The 21,049-nt window shown below is 74.1% G+C and carries 19 protein-coding genes; 5 read left to right on the top strand and 14 right to left on the bottom strand.

The genetic code is table 11. The features are described from left to right. Nucleotides 1–111: 111 nt before the first annotated feature. The 4 genes from AC3A5R_RS16470 to AC3A5R_RS16455 form a co-directional block, all read right to left on the bottom strand. Nucleotides 112–2,622: a heavy metal translocating P-type ATPase gene (locus AC3A5R_RS16470; protein ID WP_487621840.1), complete on the bottom strand. Its 2,511-nt coding sequence runs from the start codon at nt 2,620–2,622 to the stop codon at nt 112–114. Nucleotides 2,623–2,667: 45 nt separating this feature from the next. Next, a complete protein-coding gene (locus AC3A5R_RS16465; RefSeq protein WP_487621839.1) occupies nt 2,668–2,886 on the bottom strand; it encodes a heavy-metal-associated domain-containing protein in 219 nt (72 codons plus the stop codon). 82 nt (nt 2,887–2,968) lie between these two features. After that, nucleotides 2,969–3,250: a metal-sensitive transcriptional regulator gene (locus tag AC3A5R_RS16460; RefSeq protein WP_076262306.1), complete on the bottom strand. Its 282-nt coding sequence runs from the start codon at nt 3,248–3,250 to the stop codon at nt 2,969–2,971. Between the two features lie 78 nt (nt 3,251–3,328). After that, nucleotides 3,329–3,751 carry an MmcQ/YjbR family DNA-binding protein gene (locus AC3A5R_RS16455; protein ID WP_487621838.1) on the bottom strand — a complete coding sequence of 141 codons (423 nt, stop codon included), beginning with the start codon at nt 3,749–3,751 and terminating at the stop codon, nt 3,329–3,331. 155 nt (nt 3,752–3,906) lie between these two features. Between AC3A5R_RS16455 and AC3A5R_RS16450 the strand changes: the two genes are divergently transcribed. From AC3A5R_RS16450 to AC3A5R_RS16440, 3 genes are all read left to right on the top strand, one after another. Continuing rightward, complete coding sequence (locus AC3A5R_RS16450; RefSeq protein ID WP_487621837.1) at nt 3,907–4,125, top strand: heavy-metal-associated domain-containing protein; 219 nt, start codon at nt 3,907–3,909, stop codon at nt 4,123–4,125. Continuing rightward, nucleotides 4,122–5,171: a hypothetical protein gene (locus AC3A5R_RS16445; RefSeq protein WP_487621836.1), complete on the top strand. Its 1,050-nt coding sequence runs from the start codon at nt 4,122–4,124 to the stop codon at nt 5,169–5,171. The genes AC3A5R_RS16450 and AC3A5R_RS16445 overlap by 4 nt, the downstream gene beginning before the upstream one ends. Nucleotides 5,172–5,277: 106 nt before the next feature. Beyond that, the gene (locus tag AC3A5R_RS16440; protein WP_487621862.1) at nt 5,278–7,539 is read left to right on the top strand and encodes a heavy metal translocating P-type ATPase; all 2,262 of its coding nucleotides are present in this window, start codon (nt 5,278–5,280) and stop codon (nt 7,537–7,539) included. A 182-nt stretch (nt 7,540–7,721) separates the two neighbouring features. Here AC3A5R_RS16440 and purB read toward each other — a convergent pair whose 3' ends face one another. From purB to AC3A5R_RS16420, 4 genes are all read right to left on the bottom strand, one after another. Then, nucleotides 7,722–9,134, bottom strand: coding sequence for an adenylosuccinate lyase (gene purB / locus AC3A5R_RS16435; RefSeq protein ID WP_487621835.1), 1,413 nt, complete (start codon nt 9,132–9,134; stop codon nt 7,722–7,724). Between the two features lie 65 nt (nt 9,135–9,199). Next, nucleotides 9,200–10,045, bottom strand: coding sequence for a VOC family protein (locus AC3A5R_RS16430; RefSeq protein ID WP_487621834.1), 846 nt, complete (start codon nt 10,043–10,045; stop codon nt 9,200–9,202). A 65-nt stretch (nt 10,046–10,110) separates the two neighbouring features. Next, nucleotides 10,111–10,881, bottom strand: coding sequence for a VOC family protein (locus AC3A5R_RS16425; RefSeq protein ID WP_487621833.1), 771 nt, complete (start codon nt 10,879–10,881; stop codon nt 10,111–10,113). A 35-nt stretch (nt 10,882–10,916) separates the two neighbouring features. After that, a complete protein-coding gene (locus AC3A5R_RS16420; protein ID WP_487621832.1) occupies nt 10,917–11,438 on the bottom strand; it encodes a low molecular weight protein-tyrosine-phosphatase in 522 nt (173 codons plus the stop codon). Nucleotides 11,439–11,542: 104 nt separating this feature from the next. Here AC3A5R_RS16420 and AC3A5R_RS16415 point away from each other — a divergent pair, with 104 nt between their 5' ends. Both AC3A5R_RS16415 and AC3A5R_RS16410 read left to right on the top strand, forming a co-directional pair. Further along, the gene (locus AC3A5R_RS16415) at nt 11,543–11,953 is read left to right on the top strand and encodes a DUF4440 domain-containing protein (protein WP_487621831.1); all 411 of its coding nucleotides are present in this window, start codon (nt 11,543–11,545) and stop codon (nt 11,951–11,953) included. Between the two features lie 10 nt (nt 11,954–11,963). After that, nucleotides 11,964–13,340: an MFS transporter gene (locus tag AC3A5R_RS16410; RefSeq protein ID WP_487621830.1), complete on the top strand. Its 1,377-nt coding sequence runs from the start codon at nt 11,964–11,966 to the stop codon at nt 13,338–13,340. A 240-nt stretch (nt 13,341–13,580) separates the two neighbouring features. On the opposite strand, the gene AC3A5R_RS16405 is transcribed toward AC3A5R_RS16410, so the two are convergent. The 6 genes from AC3A5R_RS16405 to cydD form a co-directional block, all read right to left on the bottom strand. Further along, a complete protein-coding gene (locus tag AC3A5R_RS16405) occupies nt 13,581–14,954 on the bottom strand; it encodes a wax ester/triacylglycerol synthase domain-containing protein (RefSeq protein WP_487621829.1) in 1,374 nt (457 codons plus the stop codon). Between the two features lie 219 nt (nt 14,955–15,173). Further along, nucleotides 15,174–16,196, bottom strand: coding sequence for a UDP-glucose 4-epimerase GalE (galE, locus tag AC3A5R_RS16400; protein WP_487621828.1), 1,023 nt, complete (start codon nt 16,194–16,196; stop codon nt 15,174–15,176). A gap of 57 nt (nt 16,197–16,253) precedes the next feature. Further along, nucleotides 16,254–17,150, bottom strand: coding sequence for a M56 family metallopeptidase (locus tag AC3A5R_RS16395; RefSeq protein ID WP_487621827.1), 897 nt, complete (start codon nt 17,148–17,150; stop codon nt 16,254–16,256). A 3-nt stretch (nt 17,151–17,153) separates the two neighbouring features. Continuing rightward, complete coding sequence (locus AC3A5R_RS16390) at nt 17,154–17,576, bottom strand: BlaI/MecI/CopY family transcriptional regulator (RefSeq protein ID WP_487621826.1); 423 nt, start codon at nt 17,574–17,576, stop codon at nt 17,154–17,156. 12 nt (nt 17,577–17,588) lie between these two features. Then, a complete protein-coding gene (cydC, locus tag AC3A5R_RS16385; protein ID WP_487621825.1) occupies nt 17,589–19,391 on the bottom strand; it encodes a thiol reductant ABC exporter subunit CydC in 1,803 nt (600 codons plus the stop codon). After that, complete coding sequence (cydD, locus tag AC3A5R_RS16380; RefSeq protein WP_487621824.1) at nt 19,388–21,046, bottom strand: thiol reductant ABC exporter subunit CydD; 1,659 nt, start codon at nt 21,044–21,046, stop codon at nt 19,388–19,390. Before cydD ends, cydC begins: the two co-directional genes overlap by 4 nt. Between the last annotated feature and the right edge of the window lie 3 nt (nt 21,047–21,049).

Raw genomic sequence — 21,049 nt, 5'->3', positions numbered from 1 at the left:
GCCCCGGGTGATCACACCCGGTTCGAGGTATTCGGCGATCACATGTGATCGCCGAATACCTCGAACCAGCGATGGCGGCGGGGGCCGGGGGTCAGGCCGGGGGCCGGCGGGTCAGCGGGGGAAGCGGCGCAGGCGCAGCGAGTTGCTGACGACGAGGACCGAGGACAGCGCCATGGCGGCGCCGGCGATCATCGGGTTCAGCAGCCCGAAGGCGGCGAGCGGGATCGCAGCGACGTTGTAGCCGAACGCCCACGCGAGGTTCTGCTTGACGACGCGCAGGGTTGCCCGGGACAGCCCGATGGCATCGCCGACGGCCGACAGGTCGGGCCGCACGAGGACGATGTCGGCCGAGTCCATGGCGACGTCGGTGCCGGTGCCCATGGCCAGCCCGAGGTCGGCCTGCGCGAGGGCCGCCGCGTCGTTGACGCCGTCGCCGACCATCGCGACGACCTTGCCCTCGCGCTGGAGCGAGGTGACGACCTCGTGCTTGTCGGCGGGCAGCACGTCGGCGCGCACGTGCGAGGGGTCGATGCCGACCTGCTCGGCGACGCTGCGGGCGTTGGCGGCGCTGTCGCCGGTGAGCAGGTACGGGGTGAGGCCGAGGGCGCGGAGCCGGGCGACCGCGGCGGGTGAGGTGTCGCGGACGGTGTCCTCGACGGTCAGGGCCGCCTGCGCGACGCCGTCCCACCCGACGTAGACCGTCGTGCCCGCATGTCGGGCCGCGTGCTCGACGAGCGCCGGGTCGACCTCCTCGAAGAGCAGCGCCTTGCCGACGGTCACCTCGGTGTCCTTGATGCGGGCCGTGGCGCCCTCGCCGGGGTTCGCGCCGAAGTCGGTGATCCGCGGCAGGTCGAGCTCGGCCAGACGGGCGCCGGCGACGATCGCCTCGGCGATGGGGTGCTCGCTGCCCTGCTCGACGGCCGCCGCGGCGACGAGCGCGGCCGTCTTCGACAGGCGCCCGCGCACGGCGATGCTCCGCAGCCGGAGCCGGCCCGTCGTGACGGTGCCGGTCTTGTCGAGCACGACGGTGTCGACGCGTCGGGTGGACTCGAGCACCTCGGGACCCTTGATGAGCGTGCCGAGCTGGGCGCCGCGGCCGGTGCCGACGAGCAGCGCGGTCGGCGTCGCGAGGCCGAGCGCGCACGGGCAGGCGATGATGAGGACCGTCACCGCGACCCCGAGCGAGCGCCCGACGTCGTGGCCGGTGAGCAGCCAGCCGACGAGCGTCGCCAGGGCGAGCACGAGCACGACCGGCACGAAGACCGCCGACACGCGGTCGGCGAGGCGCTGCACGCGGGCCTTGCCGGTCTGGGCGTCCTCGACGAGCCGCTGGATGCCGGCGAGCATCGTGTCGGCGCCGACGCGTCGGGCCTCCACCACGAGGCGCCCGGTGGTGTTGACCGACCCGCCCGTCACCTCGCTGCCCGGGCCGACGTCGACCGGGGTCGACTCGCCGGTGACGAGGCTGGCGTCGACGGCGCTCGACCCGTCGAGCACGACGCCGTCGGTGGCGATCTTCTCGCCCGGGCGCACGATGATCTGGTCGCCGACGACGAGCTGGCCGACGGGGACGCGGGTCTCGCTCGTCGTGCGGGTCGTCGGGTCGATGCGCAGGACCGACGCGTCGCGCGCTCCGACGTGCAGCAGCGTCGTCAGCGCCTGCCGGCCGGAGTCCTTGGCGCGGGCCTCGAGGAAGCGCCCGGTGAGCAGGAACGTCGTGACGACGGCGGCGACCTCGAAGTAGAGGTTCTCGCCGCCCGCGAGCAGCGCGACGAGGGAGTAGGACCACGCTGCGAGCACGCCGAGGGAGACGAGGGTGTCCATCGTCGAGGCCAGGTGGCGGGCGTTGACGGCGGCGGCGCGATGGAACGGCCAGGCGCTCCAGAGGACGACCGGCGTCGACAGGAGCAGCTGCAGCCAGCGGCTCCACGTCGGCTCGGGGGCGAGCATCGCGAGGAGGAACACCGGCACGGTGAGGAGCGCGGCCCCGAGGAGGCGCGGGCGGATGACGGCGGTCGCGGACGGCTGGTCGGGGTGGTCGGCGCTCACCGTGTGGCTGTCGGACGCGCGGCGGTCTGGCCCGTCGTGACCGGCGTGGGCGGGGTGTGGGGTGCCGTTCCCGCGACCCGGGGTCGTCGGGGGCCGACCGGTGCGAGAGTGGCGCGCCTCCTCCCGGGCGCGCAGCTTCTCCAGCAGGGCACCGGCGACCGGACGGGACACGCCGGAGGGGTCAGGGGTGTCGGCGGACGGGGAGGGGGCGGTCGCTCCAGCCGCGCGGGGTGGGGCGGACGCGCGGCGCGCGCGAGCTGCGTCGGCGCGGGACGCGTCGGTGCGGGACGCGTCGGTGCGGTGAGCGCCCGACGCGTCGGGGCCGATGACGCGGGCGCCGTACCCCGTCTTCTCGACCTCCGCGACGATGTCGGCGACGGTGACCGGGGCGGCGTAGGTGACGTAGGCCTTCTCGGTGGCGAGGTTGACGGTGGCCGACTCGATGCCGTCGAGCCGGCCCAGCTTGCGCTCGATGCGGGCCGAGCACGACGCGCACGTCATCCCGCTGATCGCGAGGCGGACCTGGTCGGGTCGCTGCGACCGCGGGGGCGACTGGCGCTCGTCGGTGCTCATCGGCTGCTCATCGGCTCCTCATCGGCTGCTCATCGGCTCAGTGCCTCACCGCAGGGCGTAGCCCGCCTCGGCGACCGCGGCCTCGACGGCGGCCGGGTCGAGGGGTCCCTCGCTCGTGATGGTGACAGGGGAGTCGGAGCCGGCGTGGAGGTCGACGTCGACGGCGCTGACGCCGGGCACCTCGGACAGCTCCTCGGTGACGCTCGCGACGCAGTGGCCGCACGTCATGCCCGACACGGTGATGGTCGTGACGGTCTGGCTCATCGTGGTTCGTCTCCTGCTTCGGCGTTGTTCGGGTCGTTCGGCTGGTTCGTGTGGATCCGGTGGATCCGGTGGATCGGGTGGGTCAGCTGCGGACGAGGCGTGCGATGGCGTCGGCCGCCTCGCGGACCTTCTCCTGGGCCGCTTCGTCGGACTCGCGGGCGGCGTCGACGACGCAGTGTCCGACGTGGTCCTCGAGCAGGCCGAGGCTGACGGCCTGCAGCGCCTTGGTCACGGCGCTGACCTGGGTCAGGATGTCGATGCAGTACGTGTCGCTGTCGACCATCTTCTGGATGCCGCGGACCTGCCCCTCGATGCGGCGAAGCCGCTTCAGGTAGTCGTCCTTGCTTCCGGTGTATCCGGGCACGGGGTCACCTCCTCGTTCTCGAGAACATGGTACCCCGGAGGGGTATTTCGGTCATCGGGCGCCACGTCCGGTCCGCTGTCATGACGGGCGTCCCGTCGTGCCGTCGAGGAAGGCGGCGGCGAGGCGCTTGGGGGCGCGGGCGAGCCAGGCGTCGGTCAGCACCTCGCGCAGCTCGTCGACGGTGAGTCGGCCGAGGTCGCGCTCGAGCAGCAGGACGGCGTTGTAGCCGTTCCAGTGCGGCGTGGTGAACCACGGGGAGCGGGTGTCGGCGACCATCGCCTCCTTGTCCTCGGCCGTGCAGTGGAACGCGAGGACGTCGGTGTAGGGCTCGCCGGTGTCCGGGTCGAAGGCGTCCTTGCGGGGACCGCGGGCGAAGGCGAACGTCTTGCCGCCGACGGCGTACACCGGGCGCTCGCCGTCGGAGGGCTCGCGCGTCACCTCGGGCAGGGCGAGGGCGATCGCGTCGATGTCGGCCAGCCGGGCCCTCCGCGAACGTGCCATGCCTCAGCACGGTAGCCCGCGTCGACGGCACGGTGCAGGAGCCGCGCTGGCAGGGCGCTCGATACATACCCCTAGCGGGTATCGGAACTGATGGGCTATGGTGGCGACGAGATACCCCCTGCGGGTATCGAACCACGAACGAGAGAGGCACTCCCATGACCCGGACCACCACCTACACCGTCGTCGGCATGACCTGCGGTCACTGCGTCTCGTCCGTCTCCGAGGAGGTCGGGGCGATCGCCGGCGTCGAGACGGTCGACGTCGACCTCGCCACCGGCGCGCTCACCGTGACCGCCGACGCCTCCGTCGACGAGCCGGCCGTCCGGGGCGCCGTCGAGGAGGCGGGCTACACCCTCGATGCGGTGGCGTCATGAGCGCCGTCGGGCTCCTCGACCGCATCGGGACGGGGGGCCGGGTGGCCGGGTTCGTCCTCGGTCTCGCCGCCGTCTTCGCGGCGGCGCTCGGGGTCGGCGCCCGCGTCAATCCGGGCACGTCCGTCGCCGCCACGGCCGACCGCGAGGCGGTCCCGCCCGGGGCCATGGGCGCCGGAGGTGCCCATGGCGGGCACGGCGGGCATGACGCGTCGGGTGACGACGGCGCGGGGACGCCGAGCGCGGCCTCGCTTCCGGGCGGTCTCGCGGTGGCCCGGGACGGCTACGCCCTGCGGCTCACGTCAGCCGCGCCCTCCGCCGGGCACGGCGTGCCCGTGACGTTCACGATCGCCGGTCCGGGTGGCCGCGCCGTGACCGCCTACGACGTCCAGCACGAGAAGCAGCTGCACCTCATCGCCGTTCGCCGCGACCAGACCGGGTTCCAGCACGTGCACCCGACCCTTGCCGCCGACGGCACGTGGTCGACGCGCCTGGACCTGACCCCGGGCTCGTGGCGGCTCTTCGCCGACTTCAAGGCCACCGGCGGTGAGGCGCTGACGCTCGGGTCCGACCTCGCCGTCGCCGGCACCTTCCTGCCGGCTCCGGCGTCCCGGGAGGCGCGCACGGCCCGTGTCGACGGCTACACCGTGACGCTCTCCGGCGACCTCACGGCCGGGCGGGACGCACGCCTCGCCCTGCGCGTCAGCAAGGACGGGCGCCCCGTCACCGACCTCGACCCGTACCTCGGGGCCTACGGCCACCTCGTCGCCCTGCGCGACGGCGACCTCGCCTACCTGCACGTCCACCCCGACGGCGAGCCCGGCGACGGCCGCACGGCGCCCGGCCCGGAGGTCGTCTTCCACGCCGCGGTGCCGAGCGCCGGCGGCTACCACCTCTACCTCGACTTCCGGCACGAGGGCGTCGTGCGCACCGCCGCGTTCGTCGTCACGGCGCCCGACGCGCCCGACGCGCCCGACGCGACGTCGCCACGTCCCTCCATGCCCCGCACCACCACCGACGCAGGAGGCTCCGATGGCCACGGCCACTGACCCGCGCCGCGTACCCACCGCGCCCGACGCGTCCGGCAAGCCCGACGCGTCCGGCGTGCTCGGCCCCGCCGACGCGTCCCGCACCGTCGAGCTCGACATCACCGGCATGACGTGCGCCTCGTGCGCGAACCGCATCGAGCGCAAGCTGGGCAGGCTCGACGGCGTCACCGCCACGGTCAACTACGCCACCGAGAAGGCGCGCGTCACCGTGCCCGACGGGCTCGGCGACGCCGACCTCGTCCGCACCGTCGAGCAGGCGGGCTACGGCGCCGCCGTGGTCGTGCCGCCGGCCGCCGAGGTCACGGCCGACGCGGTCCCGGCGGGTGGCGACGCCCGGGCCGACCACCTGCGCTCGCTGCGGCAGCGCCTCGTCGGTTCGGTCGTGCTGACCGTGCCCGTCATCGCGCTGTCGATGGTGCCGGCGCTGCAGTTCACCTACTGGCAGTGGCTGACCCTGACGCTCGCCGCTCCCGTCGTCGTCTGGGGCGCGTGGCCGTTCCACCGAGCCGCCTGGACCAACCTGCGCCACGGCACCACGACCATGGACACCCTCGTGTCGATGGGCACGCTCTCGGCATTCGGGTGGTCGCTGTGGGCCCTCTTCCTCGGTGAGGCCGGTGTGCCCGGCATGGTGCACCCGTTCGAGCTGACCGTGGCCCGCACCGACGCGTCCGGCAACCTCTACCTCGAGGTGGCCGCCGGCGTCACGACCTTCCTGCTCGCCGGACGCTTCGTCGAGGCGCGGTCGAAGCGTCGGGCCGGGGCCGCACTGCGCGCGCTGCTCGAGATGGGGGCCAAGGACGTGGCGGTCCTGCGCGTCGGGCCCGACGGGCGCGACGTCGAGGAGAGGGTCCCGGTCGGGTCCCTCACAGCGGGAACGCGGTTCGTCGTGCGGCCCGGTGAGAAGGTCGCGACCGACGGTGTCGTCGAGGACGGCACGTCGGCCGTCGACGCGTCGATGCTGACGGGTGAGTCGGTGCCGGTCGAGGTCGGCCCGGGCGACGCCGTGGTCGGCGCCACGGTCAACGCCGGCGGCCGGCTCGTCGTGCGGGCCACGCGCGTCGGCTCCGACACGCAGCTCGCGCAGATGGCACGGCTCGTCGAGGACGCCCAGAACGGCAAGGCGCAGGTGCAGCGGCTCGCCGACCGCGTGTCCGGCATCTTCGTGCCGGTCGTCATCACCCTGGCGGTGGCCACCCTCGGGTTCTGGCTCGGCACGGGCGGCGGCGCGGTGGCGGCGTTCACGGCCGCCGTGGCCGTGCTCATCATCGCGTGCCCGTGCGCCCTCGGGCTCGCGACGCCGACCGCGCTCATGGTCGGCACGGGTCGCGGCGCGCAGCTCGGCATCCTCATCAAGGGCCCCGGGGTGCTCGAGTCGACGCGGCGGGTCGACACCGTGGTCCTCGACAAGACCGGCACCGTCACGACCGGTCAGATGCGGCTGCGCGACGTCCTACCGGCCGTCGGCGAGTCGGCCGACGACGTGCTCCGCCTCGCCGGGGCCGTCGAGGACGCGTCGGAGCACCCGATCGCGCGGGCCGTCGTGGCGGGGGCGCGCGAGCGGCTGGGGACCGACGTGCTGCCGTCCGTCACGGGCTTCGCGAGCACCGACGGGCTCGGCGTCCAAGGCGTCGTCACCGACGGGGCCGGATCGCGAGCGGTCGTCGTCGGACGCGCCTCGTTCGTCGCCGACTGGGCCGTCAGCGTGCCGGACGAGCTGACCGACGCGCTGCGCCGGGCCGAGGAGTCGGGCGGCACGGCGGTCGTCGTCGCGTGGGACGGCGCGGCGCGAGGTGTCGTCGTCGTGGCCGATGCCGTGAAACCGACGTCGGCAGAGGCGATCTCGCAGCTGCGCGGCCTCGGCCTGCGACCCGTGCTGCTCACCGGTGACAACGCCGCGACGGCACGGGCCGTGGCCGCCGAGGTCGGGATCGCCCCGGACGACGTCGTCGCCGAGGTGCTGCCCGCCGACAAGGTGGCGGTCGTGACCCGGCTGCAGGGCGAGGGGCGTGTCGTCGCCATGGTCGGCGACGGCGTCAACGACGCGGCGGCGCTGGCCCAGGCCGACCTCGGCCTGGCGATGGGCACCGGCACCGACGTCGCCATCGAGGCGAGCGACCTCACCCTCGTGCGGGGCGACCTGCGGGTGGCAGCCGACGCGATCCGCCTGTCACGGCGGACCCTCGCGACGATCCGGGGCAACCTCTTCTGGGCCTTCGCCTACAACGTCGCCGCCCTGCCGCTCGCAGCCGCGGGGCTGCTCAACCCGATGCTCGCCGGCGCAGCGATGGCCTTCTCGTCGGTCTTCGTCGTGACGAACAGCCAGCGCCTGCGCACCTTCCGCGGCATGACCACGACCACCCCCTGACCGCCAGACCCTGACCGGTCGCCCTCTCACCATCGAGTGAGCACTCGGCCCCACGCGTCACACGACGCGTGGGGCTGGTGAGGTTCCGTGCTCACTCGATGAAGAGCGCGGGGGACGAGAGGGAGAGGAGAGGCTGGGGAGGTTCCGTGCTCACTCGATGGAGGGCGAGAGCGGCGGGCGGGTCAAGGGAGGTAGTCGTCGACGAGGCGGCTCGCGAGGGCGGTGTAGGTCTGCGGCGTCAGGGCGACGAAGCGCGCCTCGACGTCGGCGGGCAGGCCCAGGCCGCGGACGAACTCGCGCACCTCGTCCCCACCGACGCGACGCCCGCGGGTCAGCTCCTTGAGCCGCTCGTACGGCTCCTCCATGCCCGGAACTCCCTGTGCGCCAAGGGCCCTCATCGCCGACTGGATCGGCTCGCCGAGCACCTCCCAGTTGGCCTCGAGGTCGGCGGCCATGCGCTCGGGCACGGCGTCGAGGCCGGCGAGACCGCGCGACACGTTGTCGATGGCGAGCAGGCTGTGGCCGAACGCCGTGCCGATGTTGCGCTGCATGCTCGAGTCGGTGAGGTCGCGCTGCAGACGGCTCTGCACGAGCGTGCCGCCGAGGACGTCGAGCAGGGCGTTGCTCACCTCGAGGTTGGCCTCGGCGTTCTCGAAGCGGATCGGGTTGACCTTGTGCGGCATCGTGCTTGACCCGACCGTGCCCTGACCACGGACCTGGGCGAAGTAGCCCATCGAGATGTAGGTCCACACGTCGGTGCAGAGGTTGTGCAGGATGCGGTTGAAGCGGGCGACGTCGGCATAGAGCTCGGCCTGCCAGTCGTGGCTCTCGATCTGCGTCGTCAGCGGGTTCCACGTGAGGCCGAGGCCCTCGACGAACGAGCGCGAGACCGCCGGCCAGTCGACGTCAGGCAGCGCGAGGGCGTGCGCGCCGAACGTGCCGGTGGCGCCGTTGAACTTGCCGAGGTACTCCTGCCCGCCGATGCGGCGCAGCTGGCGCCCGAGGCGGTGGGCGAGGACGGCGAGCTCCTTGCCCATCGTCGTCGGGGTGGCCGGCTGGCCGTGCGTGTGCGCGAGCAGCGGCACGTCCTTGAGCTCGCGCGCCATCGTCGCGACCTGGTCGACGAGCGCCTGCGCCCGGGGCAGCCACACCTGCTCGACCGCGCCCTTGACCATGAGGGCGTAGGAGAGGTTGTTGATGTCCTCGCTCGTGCAGCCGAAGTGGATCAGCTCGGCGAGGCCCTTGTCGGCCTCGGCCGGGGCGATCTCGGACAGGCGCTTCTTGAGGAAGTACTCGACGGCCTTGACGTCGTGCACCGTGACGCGCTCGATCTCGCCGAGCTCGGCCACCTCGTCGGTGCCGAAGTCGTCGACGACCGTGCGCAGCGACGCCACCTCGTCGTCGGTCAGCGAGCGGACGCCCGGCACGACGCCCTGACGCGTCTGGTGGATGAGCCACTCGACCTCGACGTGGACGCGCTGACGGTTGAGCGCGGCCTCGGACAGGTGGTCGACGAGCGGTGCGACCGCGCCGCGGTAGCGGCCGTCGAGCGCGCCGAGGGCGATGGGCGGGGTCGCGTCAGCGAGGGAAGCCATGGCCCACATCCTCCCAGAGCCGTGAAGGTGCCCCGTCCGCCGTCTCAGGCGGGCCCGACGCCGGATCAGCCCTTCGACGCGTCGGTGCCGGACGCGTCCGTGGTGGCGGACGCGTCCGTGGTGGCGGACGCGTCGGGCAGCTGCATGACCGAGAACGTCTCGCCCTGCGCGCCGGCCACGACGGCCATCCGGCCGTACGGGGTGTCGAACGGCGACTGGACGACCGTGCCGCCGAGACTCGTGACGCGGTCGGCCGCGGCGTCGGCGTCGGGGACGGCGAAGTAGGCCATCCAGTGCGACGGCACGTCGGCGGGCGCCTCGGCCGGGATGGCGCCGATGCCGGCGACGGGTGCACCTCCGTCGGCGAGCGTGGCCACCGAGTAGCTGAAACCGCCTTCGCCGATCTCCTCGAGGTGGAACCCGAGGACGCCCGAGTAGAAGGCCTGGCTGGCCGTGTAGTCGCGGCTCATCGACTCGGCCCAGCACAGTGAGCCCGGCTCGCCGACGAGGTCGGTGCCGGTGTGCGACCGTGCCTGCCACAGCCCGTAGGCCGCGCCCGCGGGGTCCGCGCCGACGGCGATGCGCCCGACGTCGAGCACGTCCATCGGGCCGAGGAAGAAGACGCCCCCCGCGGCACGCGCGGCCTGCACCGTGGCGTCGACGTCGTCGGTCGCGAGGTACACCGTCCACACGTCGCGCTGGCCCGGGTCGTCGGGGCTGCGCTCCATGAGCCCGGCCACGACGTGGCCGTCCTGGCGCGCCATGACGTAGCCGCCGGCCTCGGGCGGGAGGTCCTCGTAGGTCCAGCCGAACAGCGCGCCGTAGAAGTCGCGGGCCCGGGGCAGGTCGCCGACCATGACGTCGGCCCAGCACGGCGTTCCGGGGGCGAACCTCTCCTCGTGGACGGGCACGGTGGTTCCTCCTGCGGTCGGTGGGCACGGCCGGGTCGACGGGTGCAGGGAGTCCGTACCCGGGTTCAGTCGAGGTCGGGCACGAGGAGCGAGAAGACCTCGCCCTCGGGGCCTGCGAGCACCGCCCCGACGCCGTACGGACCGTCGAACGGCCCCTGCAGCAGCGTCGCACCCAGGTCGAGCGCGCGCGCCATCGAGGACACGACGTTGTGGGTCGCGAACGAGGCCACCCAGTGGGGCGGGATCTCGGCCGGCCACTCGTCGTCGATCTCGGACAGGCCGTAGGCCGGGTTGCCGTCGCCCGTGTGGGCCGTGGCCCAACGCGGGCCACCGGGCTCGGTCTCGTCGGTGAAGGCGTGGCCGAAGACGCCGAGCTGGAAGTGCTGGACGCGGTCGTAGTCGCGGGTCAGCAGCTCGTTCCACGTCAGCGAGCCCGGCTCGTCGAGGACGCCGGACCCGGACAGGTCGCCGGGCTCCCAGACGCCGAAGTACGCGCCGCCGGGGTCGACGGCGACGAGCGTTCGGGCCAGGGCGCCGATGGACACGGGCCGGCCGAGCACGCGTCCGCCGTGCGCCCGCACGGCCGTCGCCGCGGCGTCGATGTCGCCGACGCGCAGGTAGGTCGTCCACTGGCTCGCCACGGGGGCGTTCGCGGGTTTGCGGCTCAGCCCGGCGACGGGATGGCCGCCGAGGAGAGCCATGGTGTAGCCGCCGGTGGCGGCGTCGCCGCTCAGCCACGTCCAGCCGAACAGGTGGGCGTAGAACTGCTTGGCACGGGGCACGTCGGTCGTCAGCAGGTCCAGCCAGCAGGGGGACCCGTAGGGGTAATCGGGCACGGTGGGGCTCAGGTCTCGCTCAGGTGTCGCGCAGGTCAGGGGAGGGGTGTGGTGCGCTGGACGTCCAACGCATCCCTGACGTGGTCGAGGATGCCATGACAAGCGGCCTCGACCTCGCTGAAGCACCTGGCGAAGTGATCCTCGCCCCCGTACCAGGGGTCGCTCGTCTCGAGGGTGCCCGCCTCGACGGCGGCCGGGTCGAACTCGCGGACGAGCCGGATCTTGCGGCGGTTGGACGGCGTGCGGGCCAGTCGCTGGAGCGTTCGCACGTGCCCCTCGTCGGAGGCGAGCACGAGGTCGATGTCGTCGAACTCCTCCGGGTCGAACTCCCGGGCGCGGTGGCGCGAGCCGTCGTAGCCGTGCTGGGCGAGCACCGACACGGTGCGCGGGTCGGCGTGCTCACCCACGTGCCAGTCGCCGGTGCCGCTCGAGCTGACCCGGATGTCGCGCTCGAGGCCGGCGTCGGTGACGAGCGACTGCAGGATGACGTGCCCCATCGGCGACCTGCAGATGTTGCCACTGCACACGAAGGTGACGTGGAGGGGGCGATCAGGCATGGTGCCCATTGAACACCGCAGATCCTCGACCGGTGCCCGAAGTGCGCACATTCGCGAAGTTCGCGGTGAGACGGGCTGTCGGTGGTCGGTGCCACGGTGGTCCCATGACGACGACCCGCCCCGCAGCCCACGCGCCGGAGGACCTCGAGGCCCTCCTCGCCGCCGCCGTCGCCTGCGCCGACCTCGACGTCGTGGCGGCCCTGCACGCGCCCGACGCGGTCGTCAGCCTGCCTCACGGCCGTGAGGCCGCGGGGCGCGACGCCGTCCGGGCCGCCTACGCGGCGGCGCTCGACGCCGGGGCCCTCGTCGACACCGCGCTCGGTGCCGCCTCGACGCGCGCGGTCGTGTCCGGCGCGCTCGCGATGACGACCTCGACGTGGCCCGACGGCACCGTGCGCACCCAGGTCGCCCGGCAGGAGGCGGACGGCACGTGGGTGTGGACCCGCGACGGCTCGCGGCTGCGCGACGTCGACGCCTGCCTCCCGGTCGCGGGGCGCGACGCATCGGTGGCGTAGCGTCGGGCGGGTGAGGGCCGGACCGGGGGAGAACGACACCGACGAGCAGGGGACGCGCGCACCGGAGGCGGGGGCATCTGCGCCGCAGCGTCGCTCGCACTTCGTCGACCTGACGCCGCTGCGCGTCAGCCCGGCCTTCGCGCGCCTCTGGGCCGGCAACGCGCTCGCCGGCATCGGCACGTTCGTCACGAACACCGCCGTCGGCCTGCACATCTACGACCTGACGCGCTCGACCTTCATGGTCTCGCTCGTCGCGTGGTTCTCCCTCCTACCGATGATCGCGGCGGGCCTCTACGGTGGCGCGATCGCCGACCGTTTCGACCGGCGCACCGTGGCGATCACGGCCTCGACGGTGGCCTGGCTCTCGACGGTCACCCTCGCCACCGTCGCCTGGCTGCACCTCGAGCACGTCTGGGTCTTCTACGTCATCACGACGGTCAACGCCGTGGCCGCGACGATCGCCTCGGCCACCCGCCAGGCCATAGTCCCGCGGCTGCTGCCGAAGGAGCTGCTGCCCAAGGCTGCCGCCCTCATGGGCATCTCGGCCGGGGTCATGGTCACGGTCGGGCCCGGCGTCGCGGGTGTCCTCGTCGCGCGAGCCGGGTACGCGTGGACCTACACCGTCGACGTCCTGCTCTTCCTCGCCGGCTTCTTCGGCCTGTGGACCCTGCCGCGGATCCGACCCGAGGGCGAGCGGCCCGTCGTCGGCGGGCTCCGGTCCGTCGTCGAGGGGCTCACCCACCTGCGACGGGCGCCCAACGTGCGCATGAGCTTCCTCGTCGACATCATCGCCATGACGTTCGGCCAGCCGATGGTGCTCTTCCCGGCCGTCGGTGCCGTCGTCATCGGGGGCGGCGCGGTCACCGCGGGACTGCTGCTCGCGTCGTTCGCCGTCGGCGGCATCGTGTCGAGCCTGGGGTCCGGGCGCGTCACCGGCCTGCGGTGGCAGGGACTGGCCATCCGCAACGCCATCGTCGTCTACGGGCTCGCCGTGCTCGGGCTCGGACTGGTGCTCGCGGTGACGACGCTCGGGGGCCACGCCGTCGCCTCCCGCGACTTCGCCGACGTCAACCGCCTCGCGCTCGGCCTGGCGATGCTGTGCCTCGCCGTGGCGGGCGGCGCCGACAACGTCAGCGCGATCTTCCGGCAGTCGATCCTCCAGTCGGCCGTTCCCGACCACCTCCGCGGGCGCACCCAGGGCGTCTTCACCGTCGTCGTCACGGGCGGCCCGCGGCTCGGCCAGATGTTCGCGGGCACGCTCGCGACGCTGACGGCCACGTGGGTGCCGCCCGTCGTCGGCGGCGTCCTCGTCGTCGTGCTCGTCGTGCTCTCGGTGGCCCGGGTCCGCTCGTTCCGCGAGTACGACGCCCTCGACCCTCGCCCCTGACTCGCCCCTGACCCCGCGCGTCTCGTGGGGCGGGTGAGACGAGCTGCTCACTCGACAGAGGGGGCGTCGGGGCGTACGCGGGTGGTTCGGTCGTCGGGAGCGGTGCGGGTTCGCGTCAGGAGTGCGGCTTGGCCCGGACGGTACGCGTTGCGTCGCGCCCCTCTGGAGGTAGCGCGCACTCCAGGGTCTTTCTCGCACCGGTGCGTTGCAGAGGCGCGTCGGGGGAAGGCCCCGCGTCGGTCAGCAGGTGAGCTCGTCGAGCCGGGCCTCGAGGCGGGTGGTGAGGAGCTCGCGGTCGGGCACCGCGGCGGGGTCGGCGACGACGGCGACGCACAGCCGGCCCGCGTAGGACAGCACGTCGAAGGTCACCGTCGTGTTGCCGGGAGTCACGGCCACCGGCACGACCCGTGACACCTCGCAGCCGCCGAGGCGGAGCCGCTCGACCGGCCCGGGCACGTTGGTCACGAACGTCGTGACGAGGCGCTGGCGGTCGATGAACCACGCGAAGGCGCCGAGCCGCGCGAGCCATCGGAACGCCACGCCGAGGGGCGCGGCCGAGGCGGCGCGGGGCCGGTCACGCTGGGCGGCCGACTGGGCGTGGACGCGCCGGAGGCGGTCACGCGGCTCGGCCCCCGAGCCCGGCACCCGGAACGGCACGACGCCGCTCGTGTTCCCGAGGTCGCGCGCCGTCGTCGCCCGGCGTGCGGAGTAGGGCACCGACACGACTAGCTCGCCGACGCGTTCGCCGCGCCGGTCGAGCACGTCCGTCAATGCGCCGCCGACCGCCGTGACGACGAGGTCGTTGACCGTGCAGCCGAGCCCGTGGGCGGCCCCGACCACCTCCTCGAGCGGGCGGTCCACGACCGCGATCCGACGCGTCGGCCCCGTCGGTCGGTTGAGCGAGGTGCGCGCGACGAGTCGCGGACGCCCGACGCCGAGGGCGCGCAGACCCGACACGGCGAGGACGACCCGGCGCGGCAGCTCGCGGACCGAGGCGACCCGCCCCGCCCAGGCGTCGAGGGCGAGGTCGCGGCGCGTCGGGTCCCGAGGCCTCGGCCCGACAGGCTGCGCGCTCGCCGCGACGTCCGGTGGGACGGCATCCGACGTGGGTGGGTCGGCGAGCGACTGGAGCAGCGCGAGGCCGCCGATGCCGTCGGCGACGACGTGATGGACGACGACCACGAGCGCGCAGCGCCCCGACCCGACCCCGGTCACCCAGTGCGCCGCCCAGAGCGGGCGGTCCCGGGGCAACGGACGGCAGACGACCTCGGCCGCCAGCCCGAGCAGGCCCTCGAGGCCCTCCACCGCGTGCACGTGCAGGTGCCGCCCCACGTCGAAGCCGGCGTCGTCGACCCAGTACGGACGTCCGAGGCCTGTCGGCGCCTGGTGCAGCCGCTGCCGCAGACGGGGCACCGCCACCGCCCGCTGCCCGAGCAGCCGGGCGACGTCGGCGGCCTCGGGGCAGGAGGCGTCGGTCGGAGGGTCCACGACGAGCACCGCGGCGATGTGCATCGGGGCCGGGCCGCGGTCGGTGACGAGCGTCGTGAGGTCGTTCGCGCTCAGCCGGTCCACGCGGACGGCGGCGCGGCCACCGCGTCGGTGACGCCCACCCACGCCTTCACGGTAGGCAGGAGCGCAGGCCCCGCGCAGGCCGATGCCACGGAGGTGAGGCAACCGACACCCGCGGCGCGGGGGGCGGAGTGTTCTCTCCGTCACGCGTCGATCGAGAGAGCACTCCGTCCGTTGCCGAGGAGCGGCTCCACGGCGGACGGAGTGCTCTTTCGATCGGTGAGGCGGGCTGGCGGGCCGCTGTGTCGGTGAAGAGGGGGTGGGTCAGCCGTCGGCGTCGGGATAGCCGGTGGGGTTGGCCTGCTGCCAGCGCCACGTGTCGACACACATGTCGTCGACGGTGCGCGTCGCGCGCCAGCCGAGCTCGGCGTTCGCCTTGCTCGGGTCGGCGAACGAGACCGCGACGTCGCCGGCACGACGGGCCACGACCCGGTGCGGCAGCTCGCGGCCGACGGCACGCTCGAAGGCGTGGAGCATGTCGAGCACCGACGTGCCCTGCCCGGTGCCGAGGTTCCAGATGCCGACCGGCTCGTCCATCGTGCCGAGCTTCGTCAGGGCGGCCAGGTGGCCGGCGGCGAGGTCCTCGACGTGGATGTAGTCGCGCTGGCCGGTGCCGTCGGGCGTCGGGTAGTCGTCGCCGTAGACCTGCAGGTACTCGCGGCGGCCGACCGCGACCTGGGCGATGTAGGGCACGAGGTTGTTCGGGATGCCCTGCGGGTCCTCGCCGATGGTGCCGCTGGCGTGGGCACCGACGGGGTTGAAGTAGCGCAGCAGCCCGAAACGCATGCCCGGGTGGGCCGCGGCGATGTCGCGCAGGATCTGCTCCTGCATGACCTTGGTCCAGCCGTACGGGTTGGTGGCCGAGGTGGTGCGGTCCTCGGTGGCGGCCTCCTGGTCGAGGCCGTAGACGGTGGCCGAGGAGGAGAAGACGAGCTTGTCGACGCCGTGGCGCCGCATGGCGCGCACCAGCGAGAACGTCGAGCCGAGGTTGTTCTCGTAGTACTCGAGCGGCATCTCGACGCTCTCGCCGACGGCCTTGAGCCCGGCGAAGTGGATGACGGCGTCGATGTGCTCGTGGGCGAAGAGGTGCTCGGTCTTGTCGACGTCGGTGAGGTCGAAGGCGTGGACCGGCAGGTGGGTGTCGGTCAGGGCCTCGAGCCGGTTGACGACCGCCGGCTTGCTGTTGGCGAAGTTGTCGACGATGACGACCTCGTGCCCTGCGGCGATGAGCTGGACCACGGTGTGCGAGCCGATGTAGCCGGCTCCGCCGCTGACGAGTACGCGCATGGCGTCACCCTATCGGCCGCCTCGGCGGCGGGGCACGGGCCGGTGGGGCGGCCCGGGTCAGACGAGCGCGAACCCGGCGACGGCGAGCCCGTAGAGCGCCAGCGGCGCGGTGACGAGCAGGACCCCGGCCGCGTACATGCCGACGCCGACGACTCCTGCCGGCAGCCCGACGATCCGATCGGCGTCGAGCAGCTCGATGCGTGCCTTGGCCACGTGGGTGCTCTCGCGGATCGCCATGGCGCCCAAGGGTTTCGGCCCATCGGCCATGGCGACTATGGCGCGCCCGGTGGTGACGGGGTCGGTGCGCCGCACGGCGGCCCGGTCGGCGAGCACCTCGATGAGCAGGTGCACCTCGTGGAGGGCGGCGTCGGAGCGCAGGAACCGCGGCACTGCCTCGTGGACCACGGTGAAGAACTCCATGACGAGGTCGTGGCGGGCGGCGAGGTGCGCACGCTCGTGGGCGAGGACGGCGTCGAGCTCGTCGGGGGCCAGGCGCGCGAGGGTGCCCTGCGTCAGCACGACGCGACGCCGGACGCCGGGCACGCAGTAGGCGGTCGGCGTCGCGTGCTCGAGGACGCGCATGTCGCGGTCGCGGCCCTCGCCCGGGGCGCCGAGCAGGTCGACGAGGTCGCGGTGGCGGCGCCTGGCTGCACGCAGCTGGCGCCCGACGCGGTCACCGGCCAGCAGGAGGCGCCCGGCGACGACGGCGCTCGTGGCCCCGGCGACCGCGACGACGGGCCACGTGTCGGCGAGCCGGGCCCGGTCACCGAGCAGCGCGGGCAGCGCCGCCGGGGCCGCGAGCAGTGCGGCGAGGACGGCGGCGACGGCCGTGGCCTGCCAGAGCACGAGCGCGGCACGGGGAGCCCGGCGCAGCACCGTGACCCGGGCCAGCAGCCGAGGCACCGGCCACGCGAGCACCGCCGCGAGCACGACGAGCGCGCCGACGACGACCATCGGTCAGGCGCTTCGGGGGCGCGGCCCGGGACCGCGGCGGGCCTCGAGGTCGGCGAGGGCGGCCTTGAGCTCGTCGAGCTCCTCGGGCGTCGACTCGTGAAGGAAGTGCAGCAGCGCGCTGCGGCGGGTCTCCCCGGCGAGCTCGCCGAGCGTGTGGTGCAGCGACTCGGAGGTCAGCTCCTCCCGCGTCGAGGCGGGGGTGTACCGCCAGGCCCGGCCGTCGCGCTCGCGGCTGACGAGGTCCTTCTTGGCCATCCGGTCGAGGACGGTCATGAGCGTCGTGTAGGCGAGGCCGCGCTGGACGCCGATCTCGTCGTGCACCTCGCGGACGGTCAGGCCGTCCGGATGCGCCTCCGCGGTGCTCCACAGGTGCTCCATCACGGCGCGCTCGAGCTCGCCGAGGCGGTTGCGGGGGGTGTTCGGCATGGTGCGTCCAATCTACCGGCGTCGCGCGCCGGATCCGTGCCCGCGGCCGTCGTCGCCGGTCGTGGTGCTGGGTGGCATCGTGCCCGATGCCGGGTGGTGCAGGGTGACGACCCGGTCGAACAGGTCGGTCCCCTCGTCACGGTGGGTCACCATGACGAGCGTCTGGGCGCCGTCGGACGCGTGCGTCAGGTCGGCGAGGACGGCGCGGGCGGTCGGCGGGTCGAGGTGGGCGACGGGCTCATCGAGCAGGACGAGCGGGCGCCGGCTCACGTGCGCCCGGGCGATGCCGAGTCGGGCCCGCTCGCCGCCGGACAGGCCACGGCCGGACGCGCCGAGCGGGGTGTCGAGCCCGTCGGGCAGGTCGGTAAGGAGGTCGCCGAGGCCGGCGGCGCGGAGGGCGGCCTCGAGGTCGGCGTCGGACGCGTCGGGGCGCGCGAGGGTGAGGTTGGCGCGCAGCGTCGTGGCGAAGACGTGTGGCTCGTCGTCGACGACGGCGATGCGGGCCCGGGTGTCCTCGAGGGGCTGGTCGAGGGCGTCGCGGCCGTCGAGCAGGTAGCGACCGCCGCTGGGGTCGAGGTGCCGGGCGAGGACGGCGAGCAGCGTCGACTTTCCCGTGCCGTTCGGGCCCGTGACGACGACGCGGCTGCCGGGGCGCAGGTCGAGGTCGACGGGGGCGAGGTCGGTGCGGATCCCGGTCCACGACGCGGTGAGAGCCGTGGTCGTGACGGCGGCACCGTGCGGCGACTCGGCGTGGGTGCCGGCCTCGGTGGCCTCGGTGGCCTCGGTCGCCTCGGTGGCCTCGGTGCCCTCCGCCGGTGCCCGGTCGGCGACGGCCGGGTCGTGGTCGAGCAGCGCGTCGATGCGGGCCTCGCTGCCACGGGCCCGGGCGAGGGCACGCATCGCGTCGACGAGAGGCGTGATCGCCTCCGACACCGCGACCGGCGTCAGCACGAGGAGCGCCTTGACCGGGGTCGCGACGTCGAGACCCTGGGCGATGACGGCCGTCACTGCGACGGCCGCCCCGACGGCGACGAGGAACAGCGCCGCCGCAGTGGACCGCCCGACGCTGATCCGACGCGTCGTGCGCTCGAGGCTGCGGTGCGCGTCGTCGAGCCAGCCCAGCGCGGTGGGCCAGCCGCCGACGGCACGCAGCTCACGCGCCTGCGTGGCGACGAGCTCGCTGACCCGTGACACCTCGGCGCGAGCCGTGAGCAGGTTCGGCAGGGAGCGGGACTCGAGCGCGAGGGCGACCGCGCAGATGACGGCGACGACGAGCGAGAGCGCGAGCAGCACGAGCCCGACGGGCATCGCGATGGCCGCGACGACGGCGATGACGATGCCGCCCGCGAGGGCCGTCGAGATGACGGGCACGGTGACACGCACCTGGGCGTCGACGGCGTCGGTGAGGTCGTCGACGACGCCGGTGAGCACGTCGGCGCGTCGGCGCCGGCCGAGGCGCGCCGGCGTCAGTGGCACGAGGGCGGCGTACGCCTCGGTGCGTCGCTCGGCGAGCAGCCGCAGTGCGGCGTCGTGGCTGACGAGCCGCTCGGCGTACCGGAAGACCGGCCGGGCGATGCCGAAGGTGCGCACGAGGACGATCGCCGTGAGCAGGGTGAGGATGACGGGGCGCTCGGCGGCCCGGACGATGAGCCAACCGGACGTCGCCGTGAGGGCCATGCCGGACGCGGTGGCGAGGCCACCGAGCAGGCCGCCACGAACGGTGCCGGCGGAGGGCCAGGCGACGCCGTGCCGCCGTGTCGGGGTCAGGGTGTCGGCGCCCGTCCCGGGCTGCGGGTAGGTGGTCGTGGTGCTCACTGCTGGGCCTGCCTCGCGAGATCGGTGGTGGAGGGGGCGGGAGTGGCCGCGTCGGCGTGGTCGCCCGCGCGCGCAGAGCCGGCCGGACGCATCAGCACGACGTGCTGGTCGGCCCGCCGCACGAGCTCGTCACGGTGCGTGACCGCGACGACGACGCGTCGCTCGGCCAGCTCGGCGACGACGTCGGCGAGTGACTCGGCGCCCTCTGCGTCGACGTGGGCGGTGGGCTCGTCGAGGAGCAGGACGGTCTCGGGGGCGAGCCAGGCGCGGGCGAGGGCGAGCCGCTGGCGCTGGCCGGCCGACAGGCCGAAACCGTCGTCACCGAGGTTCCCCGACAGGCCGCCGGGGAGGGCGGCCACGGCGCCGTCGACGCCGACGGCGCGCAGGGCCGCCCACAGCTGGTCGTCGGTGGCCGGGTGCCCGATGGTCAGGGCGGATCGGACCGATCCGCTGGGCAGGAACGGCCGCTGGGTCACGTAGTGCGACGCCGGGGCCGACACCACGCCGCTCGTCGGCGTGCGCAGCCCGGCGAGCAGGTCGAGCAGCGTCGACTTGCCGACGCCGGAGACGCCGGTGACGACGGTGAGCCCCGGCCCGGCGACGAGGTCCAGACCTTCGATGACCGGCGCGCGGTCGACCTCGTAGGCATAGGTCATCCCGGACGTGCGGACCTCGTCGACGCGTCGGTCGGCGTCGGCCGCGCTCGCGAGGTTGCTTGTGGGAGCGAAGAGCTCGCCGAGGATGGCGTCGAGCGCAACCGCCCCGTCGGCGGCGGAGTGGTACTCGGCACCGACGCGCCGGACCGGCCAGTACGCCTCAGGCGCGAGGAGGATCGCCACGAGCGCCGGGCCGAGGTCCATCGAGCCGTGCGACAGCCGCAGGCCCACGGTCACGGCAACGATGGCCACCGAGAGCGTCGCGAGCAGCTCGAGCGCCGCGGACGAGAGGAACGCGATGCGCAGGGTCTCCATCGTCGCGCGGCGGTGCCGGTCGCTGACCTCACGCACCGTCTCGACCTGGCGACGTGCCCGGCCGTAGGAGACGAGCGTCGGCAGGCCGCGGACGACGTCGAGGAAGTGCCCGGCGAGGGAGTCGAGGGCTGCCCACCGGCGCTGCGTCGAGTCGGCGGTGGCGTGCCCGATGAGCGCGGCGAAGAGGGGCAGCAGCGGCAGCGTCAGCACGACGACGAGTGCGCTCGGCCAGTCGACGACCGCGAGGGTCACGAGCGCCACGGCGGGCACGAACGCGGCCGTGACCAGCGTCGGGAGGAACCGGGACGCGTACGGCTCCACGGCACTCGTGCCCGCCGTCGCGAGCGCCACCGCTCGCCCCGGCTCCGGCGCCGCGTCGGCGTCGACCCGTCCCCAGTGGCGCAGCAGGGCCGACCGCAGAGCCGACGACACGGCGACCCCGGCCCAGGCGGACACCCACTCGTTTCCGGCAGCCAGCCCGGCGCGCACGACGAAGAGCGCGCCGAGCCAGGTGAGCGGTCCGACGAGCGATGACCCGGCGACCACGGCCACCACGACGGCCGACAGGGCGAAGGCCGTGGCGATGGTCGCCGCGCCGCTCGCGACACCCATGGCGCCGAGGGCGAGCACCGGCCTCCGGGCGGCGGGGACCGCCCGGAGCAGCCGCGGGTCGAAGGGCTTCACGTC

This window comes from Intrasporangium sp. Soil_C_50 (genome assembly GCF_057656595.1).
Note: the sequence above shows the minus strand (reverse complement) of the source record. Positions and strands in the feature narration are given on the sequence as shown.

Excerpts from the sequence above, each read along its gene's own strand:
- AC3A5R_RS16470 (WP_487621840.1), bottom strand. The coding sequence starts at position 2,622 with ATGAGCACCGACGAGCGCCAGTCGCCCCCGCGGTCGCAGCGACCCGAC.
- AC3A5R_RS16465 (WP_487621839.1), bottom strand. The coding sequence starts at position 2,886 with ATGAGCCAGACCGTCACGACCATCACCGTGTCGGGCATGACGTGCGGC.
- AC3A5R_RS16455 (WP_487621838.1), bottom strand. The coding sequence starts at position 3,751 with ATGGCACGTTCGCGGAGGGCCCGGCTGGCCGACATCGACGCGATCGCC.
- AC3A5R_RS16450 (WP_487621837.1), top strand. The coding sequence starts at position 3,907 with ATGACCCGGACCACCACCTACACCGTCGTCGGCATGACCTGCGGTCAC.
- AC3A5R_RS16445 (WP_487621836.1), top strand. The coding sequence starts at position 4,122 with ATGAGCGCCGTCGGGCTCCTCGACCGCATCGGGACGGGGGGCCGGGTG.
- AC3A5R_RS16440 (WP_487621862.1), top strand. The coding sequence starts at position 5,278 with ATGACGTGCGCCTCGTGCGCGAACCGCATCGAGCGCAAGCTGGGCAGG.
- purB (WP_487621835.1), bottom strand. The coding sequence starts at position 9,134 with ATGGCTTCCCTCGCTGACGCGACCCCGCCCATCGCCCTCGGCGCGCTC.
- AC3A5R_RS16420 (WP_487621832.1), bottom strand. The coding sequence starts at position 11,438 with ATGCCTGATCGCCCCCTCCACGTCACCTTCGTGTGCAGTGGCAACATC.
- AC3A5R_RS16415 (WP_487621831.1), top strand. The coding sequence starts at position 11,543 with ATGACGACGACCCGCCCCGCAGCCCACGCGCCGGAGGACCTCGAGGCC.
- galE (WP_487621828.1), bottom strand. The coding sequence starts at position 16,196 with ATGCGCGTACTCGTCAGCGGCGGAGCCGGCTACATCGGCTCGCACACC.
- AC3A5R_RS16395 (WP_487621827.1), bottom strand. The coding sequence starts at position 17,150 with ATGGTCGTCGTCGGCGCGCTCGTCGTGCTCGCGGCGGTGCTCGCGTGG.
- AC3A5R_RS16390 (WP_487621826.1), bottom strand. The coding sequence starts at position 17,576 with ATGCCGAACACCCCCCGCAACCGCCTCGGCGAGCTCGAGCGCGCCGTG.